Source organism: Pseudomonadales bacterium (assembly GCA_024234435.1).
GTDB lineage: Bacteria > Pseudomonadota > Gammaproteobacteria > Pseudomonadales > Porticoccaceae > JACKOF01.
Genome location: JACKOF010000001.1, coordinates 2,098,699 through 2,111,288, shown reverse-complemented (window position 1 = coordinate 2,111,288; position 12,590 = coordinate 2,098,699). Strand labels below are relative to the sequence as shown.

Genomic DNA, 12,590 nt, shown 5'->3' with positions numbered 1-12,590 from the left:
TGTTCTCCTGATGTTCTGATCCGTGTTGTGGTTATTCACGACCAATGCGGGGGAATGACCATGCGCGCTTTTCGAGAATCCGCTGTCTTTCCTCAGCCGAGACACGGGCTGTTCCCTCGGGCAACAGATCGTCAACCTGACTCAGTTTGGTACGTTGAATGCGGGTCGGGAGAATTGAATCAGCCTCGAAATAGCGGGCCGTAATAAGCCCCTTTGGGTGGCCCCCAGTATCCAGCCAGTTGGCAACGCCCGGGTCTTTGTGAGAAATAACCGCGCGGAATACCCCGTCGTCGTCAACGTGTGCCTGGTGACCATTCAATGAAGTCTGGCGCAAATTGTAGTCGCGTGCTTCCCAGAAGTGACTGCTTAACTGGATATTCCAGAACTTGGTTTTTGGCAATTCGATTTCCAGCACCAGAGCTTCGTCCTCAGCGATATCGTAGACACCTTTACCGTAACGCAAAGAAGCAAAGCCGTAATCGATACCGTCAAACGACAACTCATCAGGAGAACCGTTGTAGTACTCCTTGACCGTTTGGTGAAAGCCTGCAGGCATCTCGCGGAGCAAATCGCAGAATAACTCAAGATTGCGACGAATATCGTCCTCCGTGAGAGCCGGTGGCGGGTAGGGCTTGTCTTCCGTAATGATGGTCAGGCGCGCGGCCTGCTCGGTATCCCAGTCATAAAAATAGTTGCGGAAAATGATATTGCACGGCCCTTCGGGAAGCTGCAACCAGTTGGCTGCGTTGGCAGGACGCTCTCGGCTGGCAATAATCTCTACCTGATTGTTAGGGCCAACTTCCAGCTCCTGCAGTCTGTGGAACAGTTTCCAGTCTCCCAAGTGGGCGATATGGCCTTCCCGGACTTCAAGGTCAATGACCCGGGCGGTGCCGCGATCACCAACAATACGGTAGACATTGTCGCCATGCGCTGGTGCCCAAACGTAGTGGCAGTCTGCCGAAGGCAGACCCCACTGGACGCGGGTACTCAGTAGCTGCAGAAACTGAGGGTAGTCCGGATTGATCATTTCCATGGTGATGGGCAAACCACCTGCAATGAGGCGAGTGAGCTGTCTTACACCTTCAGCACGCGTGAGATCATCGGTGACCAGAGGGTCGTCCCAAACCAGTGATTCAATTTCCCCCATTACCTTGACGACTTCACGCCAGATTTCCGGGTTGGAAAATTTCAAATGTTCAAATGATGCTCTTTCTGTCATGTCCTGATTCCTCAAAATTTAATCTGGTTTAATCGCGGAGATAATCGGCGTAGCTCTGCTGATAGGTGGCAAAACGCTTGTCGATCATTTCCTGTGTCAGGCCGAAATCGGCTGCCGAATAGGTGTAGCTACCAAACTGATGTTGCGGGCGTTCTTGTTCGTGTGCCGTAATCGCATCAATCGCTTCCTGGGTCAGCGTACGCCCGATGGTTGAGTAGATCTGTTGAACGACGCCAATGACGTCGTTGACAATATCTTCATACCGGAAGTCGAGAACGCGTCCCGGGGGGAGTTTTGCGCGTTGCTGAAGATGCCTGTCCATTAAACGGCCAAAATAGTCGAGCATTTCGGGCCCAATGACAGACCGGTCAACAGGGTCGCTGTGGATGCGGCGCATTTCTTCAACGAGCGCTGAAATCGAGGGAATAACCTTGCCGACATCGCGGTGACAGTTCACCAGAACAGCGTCGGGGAATACCTGCAGCAGTGTGTCGAGATAGCCAGTGTGGCAAGGCGACTTCAGTATCCAGGAACGACCGCGACCGCCACCGTCTTGCCACTGCAGGTATTGCATCTGGGAATGCAGATATTGGTAGGTTGGCAGCTGATCGACCTCCATCACAAAGTCATAGAAGGATGGCATACGCGCGAACAGCCAAGTCACCGCGCATTGAAAGGCGCCTTGCATCAGCAACACTTCCTCGTCCGGCTGTTGCGCCTCCGTAGGATGGCGAGCCATGAAGTTGGGGAAGTTCTCGGCCAGCATTTGTACCACGGCTTCTGCGACTTCGATTCGCTCTTTGGGGTTGCCTGGTTCTTCGCCCGGTAATGGCGCCGGATTCATCATCCGCCAGTAGGTCATGGGCTGTGACTGCGGGTCTGCAGACAGTATTCGTTGTAGTTTGGTGGTGCCGGTTCGGGGCAAGCCAAGGATGATAATCGGCTTAACGATGTCTTCTTCCAGAATCTCGGGGTGGTCTTTGATATCCCGGATATAGCGCAGACGATTGATGAGGAAATTCAGCAACCCACCAAAGGCCATTTGTTCGCCGATGGCTGTTAGCTGCGCTTCGTTGTTAAAGCCCGCTACGACGTTTTCGAGTCCGGCCAGAAACTGCATATCGCCAAAATCGGACAATCCAGTTGCTTCACGGGCGGTCGCCAGTAAGTCCGGGACCGTTTTCGGGGGGGGTAAAGTGTCAGCTGTTTGCATTATTAGACTTCTACTGTATTCTGCTTGTTTTAGTACAATAGGTTATTTTTATCAATTTCACCCTTTGCGTAATACCAAAATTATTCGCTGAGTGATTGACATAATCGTCCGAGGCAGACTCTGGGGGCTGGTATTCAGGCGGGGTGAATAGACGTTTTGTCTGGGAACTATAAGCAAGAGATAACTATAATGAATGTAGCCTCAATAAGTTCCAGTGTGCCTGCTTTCGAAGGTTATACAAGAGTATGTCAGACCAAGCCGCTACTGGAATGTGCCGGGCGACCGAGTACAGGCATCAAATTTTACAGCTGGGGACTCAAGCCAGTGAAGAAGGTGCTTATTCCCCGTCTGAGTGAAGTTACGCTAGCTGTCCATTTGGGCGGTGTCAGACGGTTGCGGATTTTTACCGAAAACGGGATCAGCGAGAGATTTTCCAGGCCGGGAGATATTACAATTGTCCCGCGCAGTCAGCCCATTGAATACCTTATCGAGGGACCGGTTACGTTTGCCACCATGCATTTCCCGGACAGCGCCACCAGCTTATTCGGTGATAGCGGTAGCCGACTTATCGATTTGCCGCACTGCCTGTTCGCTGTTCGCGATGACTACACCCATGCCAGTGTCCAGACCTTACTGAAGGCTTCCAGGGTGACTTCTATTGATGCCTCTCACTACCGGGCAAAGGTACTTGAGGCGCTCGCTTGGCACTTGCTGCATGTGGTTTCGGATAACAAGGTTGAGCCTGTTCAATTGGCGCAACAGCAGGAAGAGGTGAGGGTCGAGCCGGGAAGTGCCGACTTTTCGGCCGTGCTGGACGAAATAGAGCGGCGAATGGGTGACCGATTACAGATTGACGAACTGGCCGATATAGCCGGTTTGGGGCGCACAGCGTTTTGTGAGCAGTTTACCAGACAATTTGGCTGCCCCCCCCACCGTTTCATTGTCAACCGTCGTATTGCCCGAGCCAAGGAGTTGCTGGGGTCACAACGCTGGAGTGTTACCGAGGTGGCCTATCAACTGGGCTTTAGCAGTGCCTCCCATTTCTCGGCTACCTTTAAAACAATCACCGGCATTACGCCCAAGCAATATTTATCCGGGCTGGCTACCCGCTAACTCACTTAACGGGCGTCCAGTTGTGATCAGGGCCTGCTCCAGAGCTCCAGAGCCTCGGCTTCACTTTGTTTGTATTTGATAAGAGCGTCGAATACGGTCATCCCGGCATCCGGTTCCTGTTCGTTGCCGATAAGTAGTAACTGTAGGCAAAACCAGCCGAGCATGCCAAAGGATTCGATGGTCTTGAAGGTCTGGTCGTCGACATCGGGGCCGAGAGCATCACGAGCCATAGCCAGTGTTTTCTCAATAGCGGGGAGCTCCACATCAGTCTGCGCTCCGAGCAGGTCGCCGCTAATGTCTGGTGCGTAGCACATTGGTCGACCAATGCCGATCACCTCGCAGGCGCCGGTTTGGAGCGCTTCCTCCATTGCCGCCAGACTGCGCATGCCGCCGGTAATCATCATTGGCATATTTACCAGTGGCCGCACTTTTTGGGCAAAGGCCAGGAAGTAGGCTTCCCGCGCTAAAGTGCTGGCCGCTTTTTTGCGTTTTTGCTGGCCGGAATCGTCTTCGTCAATGCCCACCATCGACATTTGTTCGTAATTGCCGCCGGAAATTTCCAGCAAGTCGATGCCGGCATCGGATAGCCACTGGACGACCTGCATGGATTCCTCTTCAGTAAACCCGCCACGCTGGAAATCGGCCGAATTCAGTTTTACCGAGATCGGGTAATCTTTGCCGACAGCAAGCCTTACTTCTTCAACGATCTCAAGCAGAATTCGCGCCCGGTTTTCGAGCGGCCCGCCGTATTCGTCTTCTCGTTGGTTGGCCAGCGGACTGAGAAAGTTGGATATCAAATAACCGTGAGCTCCGTGTAATTGAATGCCTGTGAACCCAGTTTCACGTGCAACTTTGGATGTGTGAACAAAACGTCGAATCACGTCTTTTATATCGCCCGGTGACATTGCTTGAGCCTTACCGCATCCGGCTTCTGCCTTGCTTAGGGATATAGCTGAGGGCGCTAGCGGGTGAGGGTTAATGCCCGCCGGTGTTTGACGCCCCGGGTGGTTTATCTGCATCCAGAAATGGGCACCATCCCTAGTGCCGATCGCAGCGAGTTTGCGTAGCTCATCCAGCCCGCCATTGTTGTCGATGGCAATGTTACCGGGGCGCTCCAGCTGTCGGCGATCCACCTGTACATTCCCGGTGATCATCAATCCGAGGTGGTTGCTGGACCAGCGCTCATAAAGGCGATAGTGACGCCCGGTCACCCGATTCATTGAGTCGGCAAGCCCCTCTGTCATGGCGGCTTTGGCCAGCCGGTTTTTCAATATCGCGCCGCAAGGCAGCTGAAGTTCTGTGTTCAATAACCGTTGAGAATTGCTGGAGCCCATCGTTTTGTCCCTTAACCTTTAAGAACGTCTGCTGTATGCATCGTGTCAAGGTATTCCTTGACTGCAGCGACTTTGCCGTTTCGGATTTCAACCAGGAAATGATATTCGTTGTTATAAACCCGGCCGTTACCCAGAACGCCATAGGATTCCGCCTCACAGGCAACTTTATCCCCTTCGGCGATCATGCTTTTTGGCTTGATCTCCAGGCCGTCTTCCGTGCCAGGGACCAGTTCGTTGAGGATGGCAGCCATTTCTTCTTTGGTTTTCAGACCGCACATGGGGAAAAGTTCGGGTTTGCCACCAATCCACCAGGTGGCATCTTCTGTCATCATATCCAGTGCTTGCTGCACGTCCTTGCGTTTGAAATGCGCAAAAAAGTCAGCAACCAGTTTTTTATTGGTTTCTATACTCATATTTTGATTTCCCGTGCTTGCTATGGCATTTTCGATTAGTTTGTTTGAGTGTGTCTTTTTTATCAGTCTGTGCGACCGGTTTCCATCAGATTCATTCGATAAGGGCAGACAAAATCGTCCGTTGCACTGGCGCAGGTATAGAAGGGTAGTCGGCTCAAACTGTTATGACAGGAATGTAAACCGGGACTATTGATGTAGCCTGATGATTGGATAGCCAAAAAAAAGGCGGCGCTCTGTTAATGAGCGCCGCCTTTTTGTACTGCATAAGTATATGTTTTAACGTCGATTAAGGCTCATGTTTTTGTAGTACAAGCGTGGCGTTGGTGCCGCCAAATCCGAAGCTGTTAGACATGATGCGCTTTAGATCAGCATTATCCTTGCGCTGGGTGAGAATTGGCAAGTCAGCGGCTTCCGGATCAAGGTTGTCGATATTGGCGGAGGCAGCAATAAAATTGTTTTCCATCATCAGTATGCTAAAAATGGCTTCATGTACCCCGGCAGCTCCAAGTCCGTGACCGGATAATGATTTTGTTGAGGCGATGGGTGGAGCATTGCTGCCAAATACTTCACGAATACCTTTCAGTTCCTGGATATCTCCGACGGGTGTGCTTGTGCCATGCGTGTTGATGTAATCGATACTGCCTTCGGTGGTTTCCAGGGCCATGTTCATGCAGCGAACAGCCCCTTCTCCGGATGGAGCCACCATGTCGTAGCCGTCAGATGTGGCGCCATAGCCGACAATTTCAGCATAAATTCTGGCGCCGCGTGCCAGCGCGTGCTCCAACTCTTCAACAACAACACAGCCCGCGCCAACACCGGGTACGAAGCCATCGCGGTCTGCGTCGTAAGTACGTGAAGCGATCTTGGGGTTATCGTTGTATTTGCTTGAAAGAGCGCCCATAGCGTCGAACATACCGGCCATGGACCAGTGCATTTCTTCTGCGCCACCTGCGAAAACCACATCTTGTTTGCCCATCTGGATAAGCTCGACAGCATGCCCGATACAGTGTGCGCTGGTGGCACAGGCGGAAGCGATAGAGTAGTTGACGCCTTTGATTTTGAATGGCGTCGCCAGGCAGGCTGAAACAGTGCTGGCCATGACCTGCGTGACGCGGTAAGGCCCTGCGCGTTTGATACCGCGCTCGCGCATGACATCAATGGATTCGGTAAACATTTCACCGGAAACACCACCCGAAGCCATAACGATCCCGCTGCGTGGGTTGGATACCATGTCATCGGTCAGTCCCGAATCGGCGATGGCACGTTCCATGGACATATAGCCATAAGCGGCAGAAGGTCCCATAAAACGGATGATTTTACGATCAATATGATCTTTGGGGTCGATATCCAGAGAGCCCGCTACATTGCAGCGCAATCCCATTTCCGCGAAATCCTCACGAAATACAATGCCGGATTTACCTTCCCGGAGGGATTCGGTTACTGTTTCTTTGTCGTTTCCGAGAGGGGAAATAATTCCCATACCAGTAATGACTGCACGTCTCATAGCATACCTCTTGCTGATGTTTAAAAGATCAAATGGACTCTTTTATTTGCCTGTTTTTTTATTGTAGCTGCTCTGGATGACAGGGCGATTAAAAATCGTCAGTGGATTCAAATAGTCCGACGCGTAAATCTGCGGCGGTGTATATTTCCCGCCCGTCAACGCTCACACTGCCGTCAGCGATGACCATCTTTAGCTTGCGTTCGATAATCCGCTTGATATCCAGACGGAAGGTCACCAGTTTTGCACTTGGCAGAATCTGACCAAAAAACTTGACCTCACCGGACCCCAGTGCCCGACCCCGACCGGGATTGCCTTTCCAGGCAAGGAAAAAACCGCTGAGCTGCCACATGGCGTCCAACCCCAAACAGCCTGGCATTACCGGATCGCCGGGGAAGTGGCAGTCAAAAAACCATAAATCAGGGCGAATATCCAACTCGGCGGTTATCAGTCCTTTACCGAAATGGCCTTCTTCTGCGTGAATGCGTGTAATACGGTCAACCATTAACATATTTGGAGCAGGCAGTTTGGCGTTGCCCGGTCCGAATAAGTCGCCACGCGAACAGGCCAGAATTTCATCATAGTTGTAGGCGTTCTGCGACTGCGGAACAAACTCTGTCATAGAGCATACCACCTTAAATCAATGCCAGAGACAGTCTGTCACCAGCGATGCATAGAACGGGCATTCTAGCGTATTCGATGTCGATTATCAGTAATTAATTGGTTTGGGATAATGGCAAAAAACCCTGCAGTTGCAGGGTTTTTTAAGGTTTTTATCTGCTGTTTAAACAGAATCAGGCCATATCAAGTGCCGCAGTAATGTCGATAACGGCCTTCTTGCCATCGCCATAAACCATGTAGGTATTATCCATGGCAAATAACGGGTTTGGCAAACCGGCGAAACCGGGTGAAAGACTGCGCTTGATAACAATCACGGTTTTTGCCTTATCTACATTGAGGATTGGCATACCGTAAATGGGGCTGCCTTTATCTTCCCTGGCCATCGGGTTGGTGACGTCATTGGCGCCAATGACAATTGCGACATCAGTGTCTTCAAACGTGGGGTTGATACGCTCCATTTCCACCAGCTTGTCGTAGGGTACTTCGGCTTCGGCCAGCAACACATTCATGTGCCCTGGCATACGTCCGGCAACAGGGTGGATAGCATACTCAACTTCGGTGCCACGACTCTCGAGTACATCCATTAACTCGCGTACGGCATGTTGCGCCTGCGCCATTGCCATGCCAAAGCCCGGCACAATAACAACGCGTTTAGCCGTTTCCAGCATCATGGCGACTTCTTCAGCACCAGAACTCTTCACCTTACCGCCATAAACTTCGTCAGCGCTGGCGACTTCGCCACCTTCGGCCATTTTTCCGAACAGTACATTGGCCAATGAACGGTTCATGGCAACGCACATGATTTTGGTCAATATCAGTCCTGATGTGCCGACTAGCGAACCGGCTACAATCAGTACCGTATTGCCCAGGATAAAACCGGCAAGTGCTGCGGCAATACCTGAATAGGAGTTCAGCAGGGCAATCACAACCGGCATGTCGGCGCCGCCGATAGGCATTACCAGTGACAGGCCAAGCAAAAGCGCCACAATGACAATGATGATCATCAATGTGCTGTTTGCTGGGTTGATGCAGAGGGCAATAATCGCTCCCAGACCAATTAACAGCAGCAGGGCGTTGCCAATCGGGCCGCCCGGCAGACCGCGGTCTTTCTTCATCAGTTCCTGCAATTTGGCAAAGGCAACCAGGCTGCCTGTCAATGTAACGGCGCCAATTAAGACTGTCAGCCCGATTGAGACCACGGCGACAGTGGCTTCAGCACCGGAACCAAACGGATTGACTGATAGTTTGGCGGCCAGGTCAGCCATACCGCCGGTTTTTGCATAGTATTCGGCCAGTGCAATTGACAGTGAAGCGCCACCGCCGAAGCCGTTAAGCAGTGCGACCATCTGCGGTATGGATGTCATCTGCACTCTCAGTGCCATCAATGCACCAACAACAGACCCGACGACAACGCCGGCGATGATGTATTCGAAATTAACGATACTGTTGTCGAGCAGAGTAATCACGATGGCTACCAGCATGCCGGTTGCGGACAATAGATTGCCGCGCACTGCAGTTTTTGGTTTTGAAAGTCCTTTGATGCCCAGAATAAAGAGCACCGCGGCGGTCAGGTAGACCAGATTTACAATAGATGCACTCATGGTTTACTTCCTCTTAAACATCGCCAGCATGCGGTTGGTTACCAGATAACCGCCTACCACGTTCAAGGTTGCCAGCGTTACCGCTAGAAAGCCCAGAATGTTAACCAAAGTTGAGTGGCCGTCAGACCCTGCTGCGAGCAAGGCTCCAACCAGTGTAATACCGGAAATGGCGTTGGTTCCAGACATCAACGGCGTGTGCAGTGTTGGTGGAACCTTGGTGATTAATTCCACGCCCAAAAAAAGCGAAAGGACAAACAAGGCCAGCAAAAGAACGAGTGTTTCCATCAGGTCTTCTCCCCTTATTCCTTAGTTTCGGCGGAAGAGCTGCTGTCTTCTTCTGCCGCAGGTTGTTGTTCTGGCTCTGCTGGAGCAGGCGTTTCCAGCTCAGGCAGGCCGAGTTTGTTGCGAATCATTGCGTGAGGGATTTCGCCGCCATGTGTGGCGACAGTGCCGGCAATAATATCGTCTTCAAAATCCAGTACCAGATTATTGTTTTCGTCAATAATGTGACTCAGCAGTACGTCAATATTTTTGCTGTACATTTGACTGGCATGTCCGGGAATAGTGGAAGGCACATTTTCGGGCCCTAGAATGGTGACGCCATTGTGTTCCACACGCTCGCCCAGTTTGGTGAGTTCGCAGTTGCCACCACGCTCGGCTGCCAGATCGATGATTACCGAGCCTGGCTTCATGCTGTTGAGCATCTCGTTAGTCACCAGTATGGGTGATTTTGCGCCGGGTACAGCAGCGGTCGTGATCACTATGTCCTGGGGCGCCACCACTTCATTCATGAGTTCACGTTGCCGTTGCAAAAACGCCTCGCTCTGCTGGGCAGCGTAGCCACCACTTCCTTCAGCGCCCTCTGTTTCCAGGTCCAGTTCAATGGGCTTTGCTCCCACGGAGATGATTTGCTCGCGGGCAGCGGCGCGCACGTCGTAGGCTTCCACAACAGCACCCAATCGTTTGGCTGTTGCACAGGCTTGAAGGCCTGCCACGCCAGCACCCATAATGAGGACGCGAGCAGGCTGCAGCGTTCCCGCTGCGGTCATCAGCATCGGCATAATACGAGGCAGCTCCGAAGCAGCCAGGAGTACAGCTTTATAACCGGCAAGTGTCGCCATGGACGACAGTACATCCATATCCTGAGCCCGGCTGATACGGGGTACCAGTTCCATGGCGACGGCGGTTACATTCTTGTCCGCCAGTTGTTGCGCGGTTTCCGGAGAAGCCAGCGGGTCCATCATGCCAGCGATTAGTTGACCGGGGCGCAATAGTGCCAGATCCGGGGCGCTGTTGACATTGTTGGCGCCAAAGGACTGGACCTGAAGAATAATGTCTGCCTTGGCAAATATGGCTGCGCGATCCGTGACAATTTTGGCTCCTGCCTCTTCATAGTCTTTGTCCAGGTGGCCGGCTTCTGCGCCTGCACCAGCCTGAACTAAAAACTCAACGCCTTTTTCTGACCAGGTTTTAATGTTGGCCGGGATCATGGCAACACGCCGTTCACCAGGTTTGAGTTCAAGTGGAATTCCGATAATCACGAAGGCTCTCCCTTAGTTGTTTTATCTCTACTTTGACCGAATATTTTAAGTAAATAAAAGCGGCCCAATTTTAGGACCGGCGATTCAAGCATATTTCAATGTAAAAGTCATTTATTGATGGGTCAGATTTTGTCTGAGTAGAAAATGGAGGGGGACCGGGGGGGTGGCCTGTATCAACAAAAGTCAGTGATTTCTGCTGGTAGCGAAATGCGCCAGATCTACCATGGCTTGGCGGTATGCTGAATCGGGTAATAAAGACAAACAATCGGCCGCTTTGTCTGCGTGTTGCCGGGCGCATTCGGTCGTGTAGTCCAGGGCCCCGCTGGTGGTCAGAATGTCGATGATTTCTGCCAGTCGATCTGTGCGACACTGTTTGATAGCGTCTTGTATCAGTGTGGCATCAGAGTTTTTGCCATTTTTCATTACATAGATAAGCGGCAGGGTTGGTTTTCCCTCGGACAAATCATCACCTATGTTTTTACCCATTTCCTCTGTGTTGCCCCGATAGTCCAGCACGTCATCCATCAGCTGAAAAGCCATTCCCAGGTGATAACCATAACGACGCAGCTGATCCTGCTGCTGGACGGTTGTGTCCGCCAGAATGGCGCCGGCGTGACTGGCCGCCTCAAAGAGGCGGGCAGTTTTCTTGTAAATCACCTCGTTGTAGGACTCTTCCGAGGTGTCGGGGTTGCCTGCATTGATCAACTGCTGCACTTCTCCTTCGGATATCGTGTTGGTGGCATCGGCAATAATCTCCATAATTGGCATGCTGCCAATAGAGACCAGCATCTGGAAAGCGCGGGAATACAGAAAGTCACCCACCAGTACACTGGGGGCGTTGCCCCATTTGGCGTTTGCCGTGGCTCTTCCTCGGCGTAGATCGGAAGTATCGACAACATCGTCGTGCAACAAGGTTGCAGTATGGATAAACTCAATGATGGCGGCCAGATCACGGTTTTGGCTCCCTTCATAATCGCACGCCTTGCTGGCCAGAAGCACGAGTAAAGGCCGCAAGCGCTTGCCACCGGCATCAACAATATATTGGCCGATATTTTCCACCAGTCCCACGTCAGAGTGGAGCTGGTTAATGATGAGCTGATTAACCTCTTCAAACTCGGTTTTAACAACTTGGTGGAAGGCGAGCATGTCCGCGTATATCCTGATCATCAGACTGATGTTGAAAATGCGCAGGCATCCTATGGGTTGAGTGAGGTAGTGTCAAGAAAGCCCCTGTGTGCCCATTGCTTACCAAGCTGTAAATCAGCTCTATTTTCCTCTTGCGGTGGCCCCCTGTTTCCCTTAGAATTGCCGCCCTCGCAAAACCGGCCATTTGAGTGCTTATTTAACTTTATTTAGGCAGTCGTGGTTTCAGGGTGTAAACGGAGCAAAATATGTACGCGGTTATTGAAAGTGGTGGTAAACAGCATCGGGTTCAGGAAGGCGAAGTCCTGAAGCTTGAGAAGTTGGAAGCGGCTACTGGTGAAAGTATCGATTTCGATAAAGTATTGTTGGTTGCCGATAATGGCGACGTTAAGGTAGGCGCGCCCTATGTTGATGGCGGCAAGGTGTCTGCTGAAGTGGTGAGTCATGGTCGCGGTGACAAGGTTCGAATTATTAAATTCAACCGCCGCAAGCATCATCGCAAGCAGATGGGGCACCGTCAGTGGTTCACTGAGGTCAAAATCACCGGTATTAGTGCCGGTTGATTTACAGTCTGACTGTTATAGTAAAGTAGAAACGAATAGTTAAAGGAGAGCGTCATGGCTCACAAGAAAGCTGGTGGTAGTACTCGTAACGGGCGCGACTCGGAAAGCAAACGCCTTGGTGTGAAATGCTTTGGTGGTGAGCAGGTTCGTGCCGGCAATATCATTGTTCGTCAGCGTGGCACACGTTTCCATGCTGGAAATAATGTCCAGATTGGCCGTGACCACACTTTGTTTGCAACGGCAGAAGGTGAAGTCAGGTTCACAGTGCGTGGGCCAAAAAACCGCAAATTTGTTGATGTAGTCAGCGCCTGAGCGAACTTTTCAGTTC

13 protein-coding genes are annotated in these 12,590 nt (G+C 51.7%); 3 read left to right on the top strand and 10 right to left on the bottom strand.

Annotation, left to right across the window (positions count from 1 at the left end):
- Positions 1–31 precede the first annotated feature (31 nt).
- Together H7A02_09720 and H7A02_09715 are read right to left on the bottom strand one after the other, a co-directional pair.
- Positions 32–1,219, bottom strand: a complete 1,188-nt coding sequence (locus tag H7A02_09720) for a DUF1214 domain-containing protein (protein MCP5172532.1) — start codon at positions 1,217–1,219, stop codon at positions 32–34.
- A gap of 28 nt (positions 1,220–1,247) precedes the next feature.
- Positions 1,248–2,432 carry a sulfotransferase gene (locus tag H7A02_09715; GenBank protein ID MCP5172531.1) on the bottom strand — a complete coding sequence of 395 codons (1,185 nt, stop codon included), beginning with the start codon at positions 2,430–2,432 and terminating at the stop codon, positions 1,248–1,250.
- Between the two features lie 189 nt (positions 2,433–2,621).
- On the opposite strand from H7A02_09715, the gene H7A02_09710 reads away from it, so the two are divergent.
- Positions 2,622–3,545, top strand: a complete 924-nt coding sequence (locus tag H7A02_09710) for a helix-turn-helix transcriptional regulator (protein ID MCP5172530.1) — start codon at positions 2,622–2,624, stop codon at positions 3,543–3,545.
- 26 nt (positions 3,546–3,571) lie between these two features.
- On the opposite strand, the gene H7A02_09705 is transcribed toward H7A02_09710, so the two are convergent.
- From H7A02_09705 to H7A02_09670, 8 genes are all read right to left on the bottom strand, one after another.
- Positions 3,572–4,879 carry an NADH:flavin oxidoreductase/NADH oxidase family protein gene (locus tag H7A02_09705; protein MCP5172529.1) on the bottom strand — a complete coding sequence of 436 codons (1,308 nt, stop codon included), beginning with the start codon at positions 4,877–4,879 and terminating at the stop codon, positions 3,572–3,574.
- Positions 4,880–4,890: 11 nt separating this feature from the next.
- Complete coding sequence (locus tag H7A02_09700) at positions 4,891–5,328, bottom strand: nuclear transport factor 2 family protein (GenBank protein ID MCP5172528.1); 438 nt, start codon at positions 5,326–5,328, stop codon at positions 4,891–4,893.
- Between the two features lie 250 nt (positions 5,329–5,578).
- Entirely contained in the window at positions 5,579–6,796 is a 1,218-nt protein-coding gene (gene fabB, locus H7A02_09695; GenBank protein MCP5172527.1) for a beta-ketoacyl-ACP synthase I, read from the bottom strand.
- Between the two features lie 88 nt (positions 6,797–6,884).
- Entirely contained in the window at positions 6,885–7,415 is a 531-nt protein-coding gene (gene fabA, locus H7A02_09690; protein MCP5172526.1) for a 3-hydroxyacyl-[acyl-carrier-protein] dehydratase FabA, read from the bottom strand.
- A 172-nt stretch (positions 7,416–7,587) separates the two neighbouring features.
- Positions 7,588–9,015, bottom strand: coding sequence for an NAD(P)(+) transhydrogenase (Re/Si-specific) subunit beta (locus tag H7A02_09685; protein MCP5172525.1), 1,428 nt, complete (start codon positions 9,013–9,015; stop codon positions 7,588–7,590).
- A gap of 3 nt (positions 9,016–9,018) precedes the next feature.
- On the bottom strand, positions 9,019–9,300 hold the full coding sequence (locus H7A02_09680; protein MCP5172524.1) for an NAD(P) transhydrogenase subunit alpha: 282 nt from the start codon (positions 9,298–9,300) through the stop codon (positions 9,019–9,021).
- Positions 9,301–9,314: 14 nt separating this feature from the next.
- Positions 9,315–10,556: a Re/Si-specific NAD(P)(+) transhydrogenase subunit alpha gene (locus tag H7A02_09675; GenBank protein MCP5172523.1), complete on the bottom strand. Its 1,242-nt coding sequence runs from the start codon at positions 10,554–10,556 to the stop codon at positions 9,315–9,317.
- Between the two features lie 183 nt (positions 10,557–10,739).
- Positions 10,740–11,702, bottom strand: coding sequence for a polyprenyl synthetase family protein (locus H7A02_09670; GenBank protein ID MCP5172522.1), 963 nt, complete (start codon positions 11,700–11,702; stop codon positions 10,740–10,742).
- A gap of 245 nt (positions 11,703–11,947) precedes the next feature.
- Between H7A02_09670 and rplU the strand changes: the two genes are divergently transcribed.
- Both rplU and rpmA read left to right on the top strand, forming a co-directional pair.
- Positions 11,948–12,262, top strand: coding sequence for a 50S ribosomal protein L21 (gene rplU / locus H7A02_09665; GenBank protein MCP5172521.1), 315 nt, complete (start codon positions 11,948–11,950; stop codon positions 12,260–12,262).
- Between the two features lie 54 nt (positions 12,263–12,316).
- The gene (gene rpmA / locus H7A02_09660) at positions 12,317–12,574 is read left to right on the top strand and encodes a 50S ribosomal protein L27 (GenBank protein ID MCP5172520.1); all 258 of its coding nucleotides are present in this window, start codon (positions 12,317–12,319) and stop codon (positions 12,572–12,574) included.
- Positions 12,575–12,590: the final 16 nt, after the last annotated feature.

Bases quoted from the DNA above. Each gene is read 5' to 3' on its own strand.
- H7A02_09705 (MCP5172529.1), bottom strand. From the start codon at position 4,879: ATGGGCTCCAGCAATTCTCAACGGTTATTGAACACAGAACTTCAGCTG.
- H7A02_09685 (MCP5172525.1), bottom strand. From the start codon at position 9,015: ATGAGTGCATCTATTGTAAATCTGGTCTACCTGACCGCCGCGGTGCTC.
- H7A02_09670 (MCP5172522.1), bottom strand. From the start codon at position 11,702: ATGCTCGCCTTCCACCAAGTTGTTAAAACCGAGTTTGAAGAGGTTAAT.
- fabB (MCP5172527.1), bottom strand. From the start codon at position 6,796: ATGAGACGTGCAGTCATTACTGGTATGGGAATTATTTCCCCTCTCGGA.
- H7A02_09720 (MCP5172532.1), bottom strand. From the start codon at position 1,219: ATGACAGAAAGAGCATCATTTGAACATTTGAAATTTTCCAACCCGGAA.
- rpmA (MCP5172520.1), top strand. From the start codon at position 12,317: ATGGCTCACAAGAAAGCTGGTGGTAGTACTCGTAACGGGCGCGACTCG.
- H7A02_09710 (MCP5172530.1), top strand. From the start codon at position 2,622: ATGAATGTAGCCTCAATAAGTTCCAGTGTGCCTGCTTTCGAAGGTTAT.
- H7A02_09680 (MCP5172524.1), bottom strand. From the start codon at position 9,300: ATGGAAACACTCGTTCTTTTGCTGGCCTTGTTTGTCCTTTCGCTTTTT.
- fabA (MCP5172526.1), bottom strand. From the start codon at position 7,415: ATGACAGAGTTTGTTCCGCAGTCGCAGAACGCCTACAACTATGATGAA.
- rplU (MCP5172521.1), top strand. From the start codon at position 11,948: ATGTACGCGGTTATTGAAAGTGGTGGTAAACAGCATCGGGTTCAGGAA.
- H7A02_09715 (MCP5172531.1), bottom strand. From the start codon at position 2,432: ATGCAAACAGCTGACACTTTACCCCCCCCGAAAACGGTCCCGGACTTA.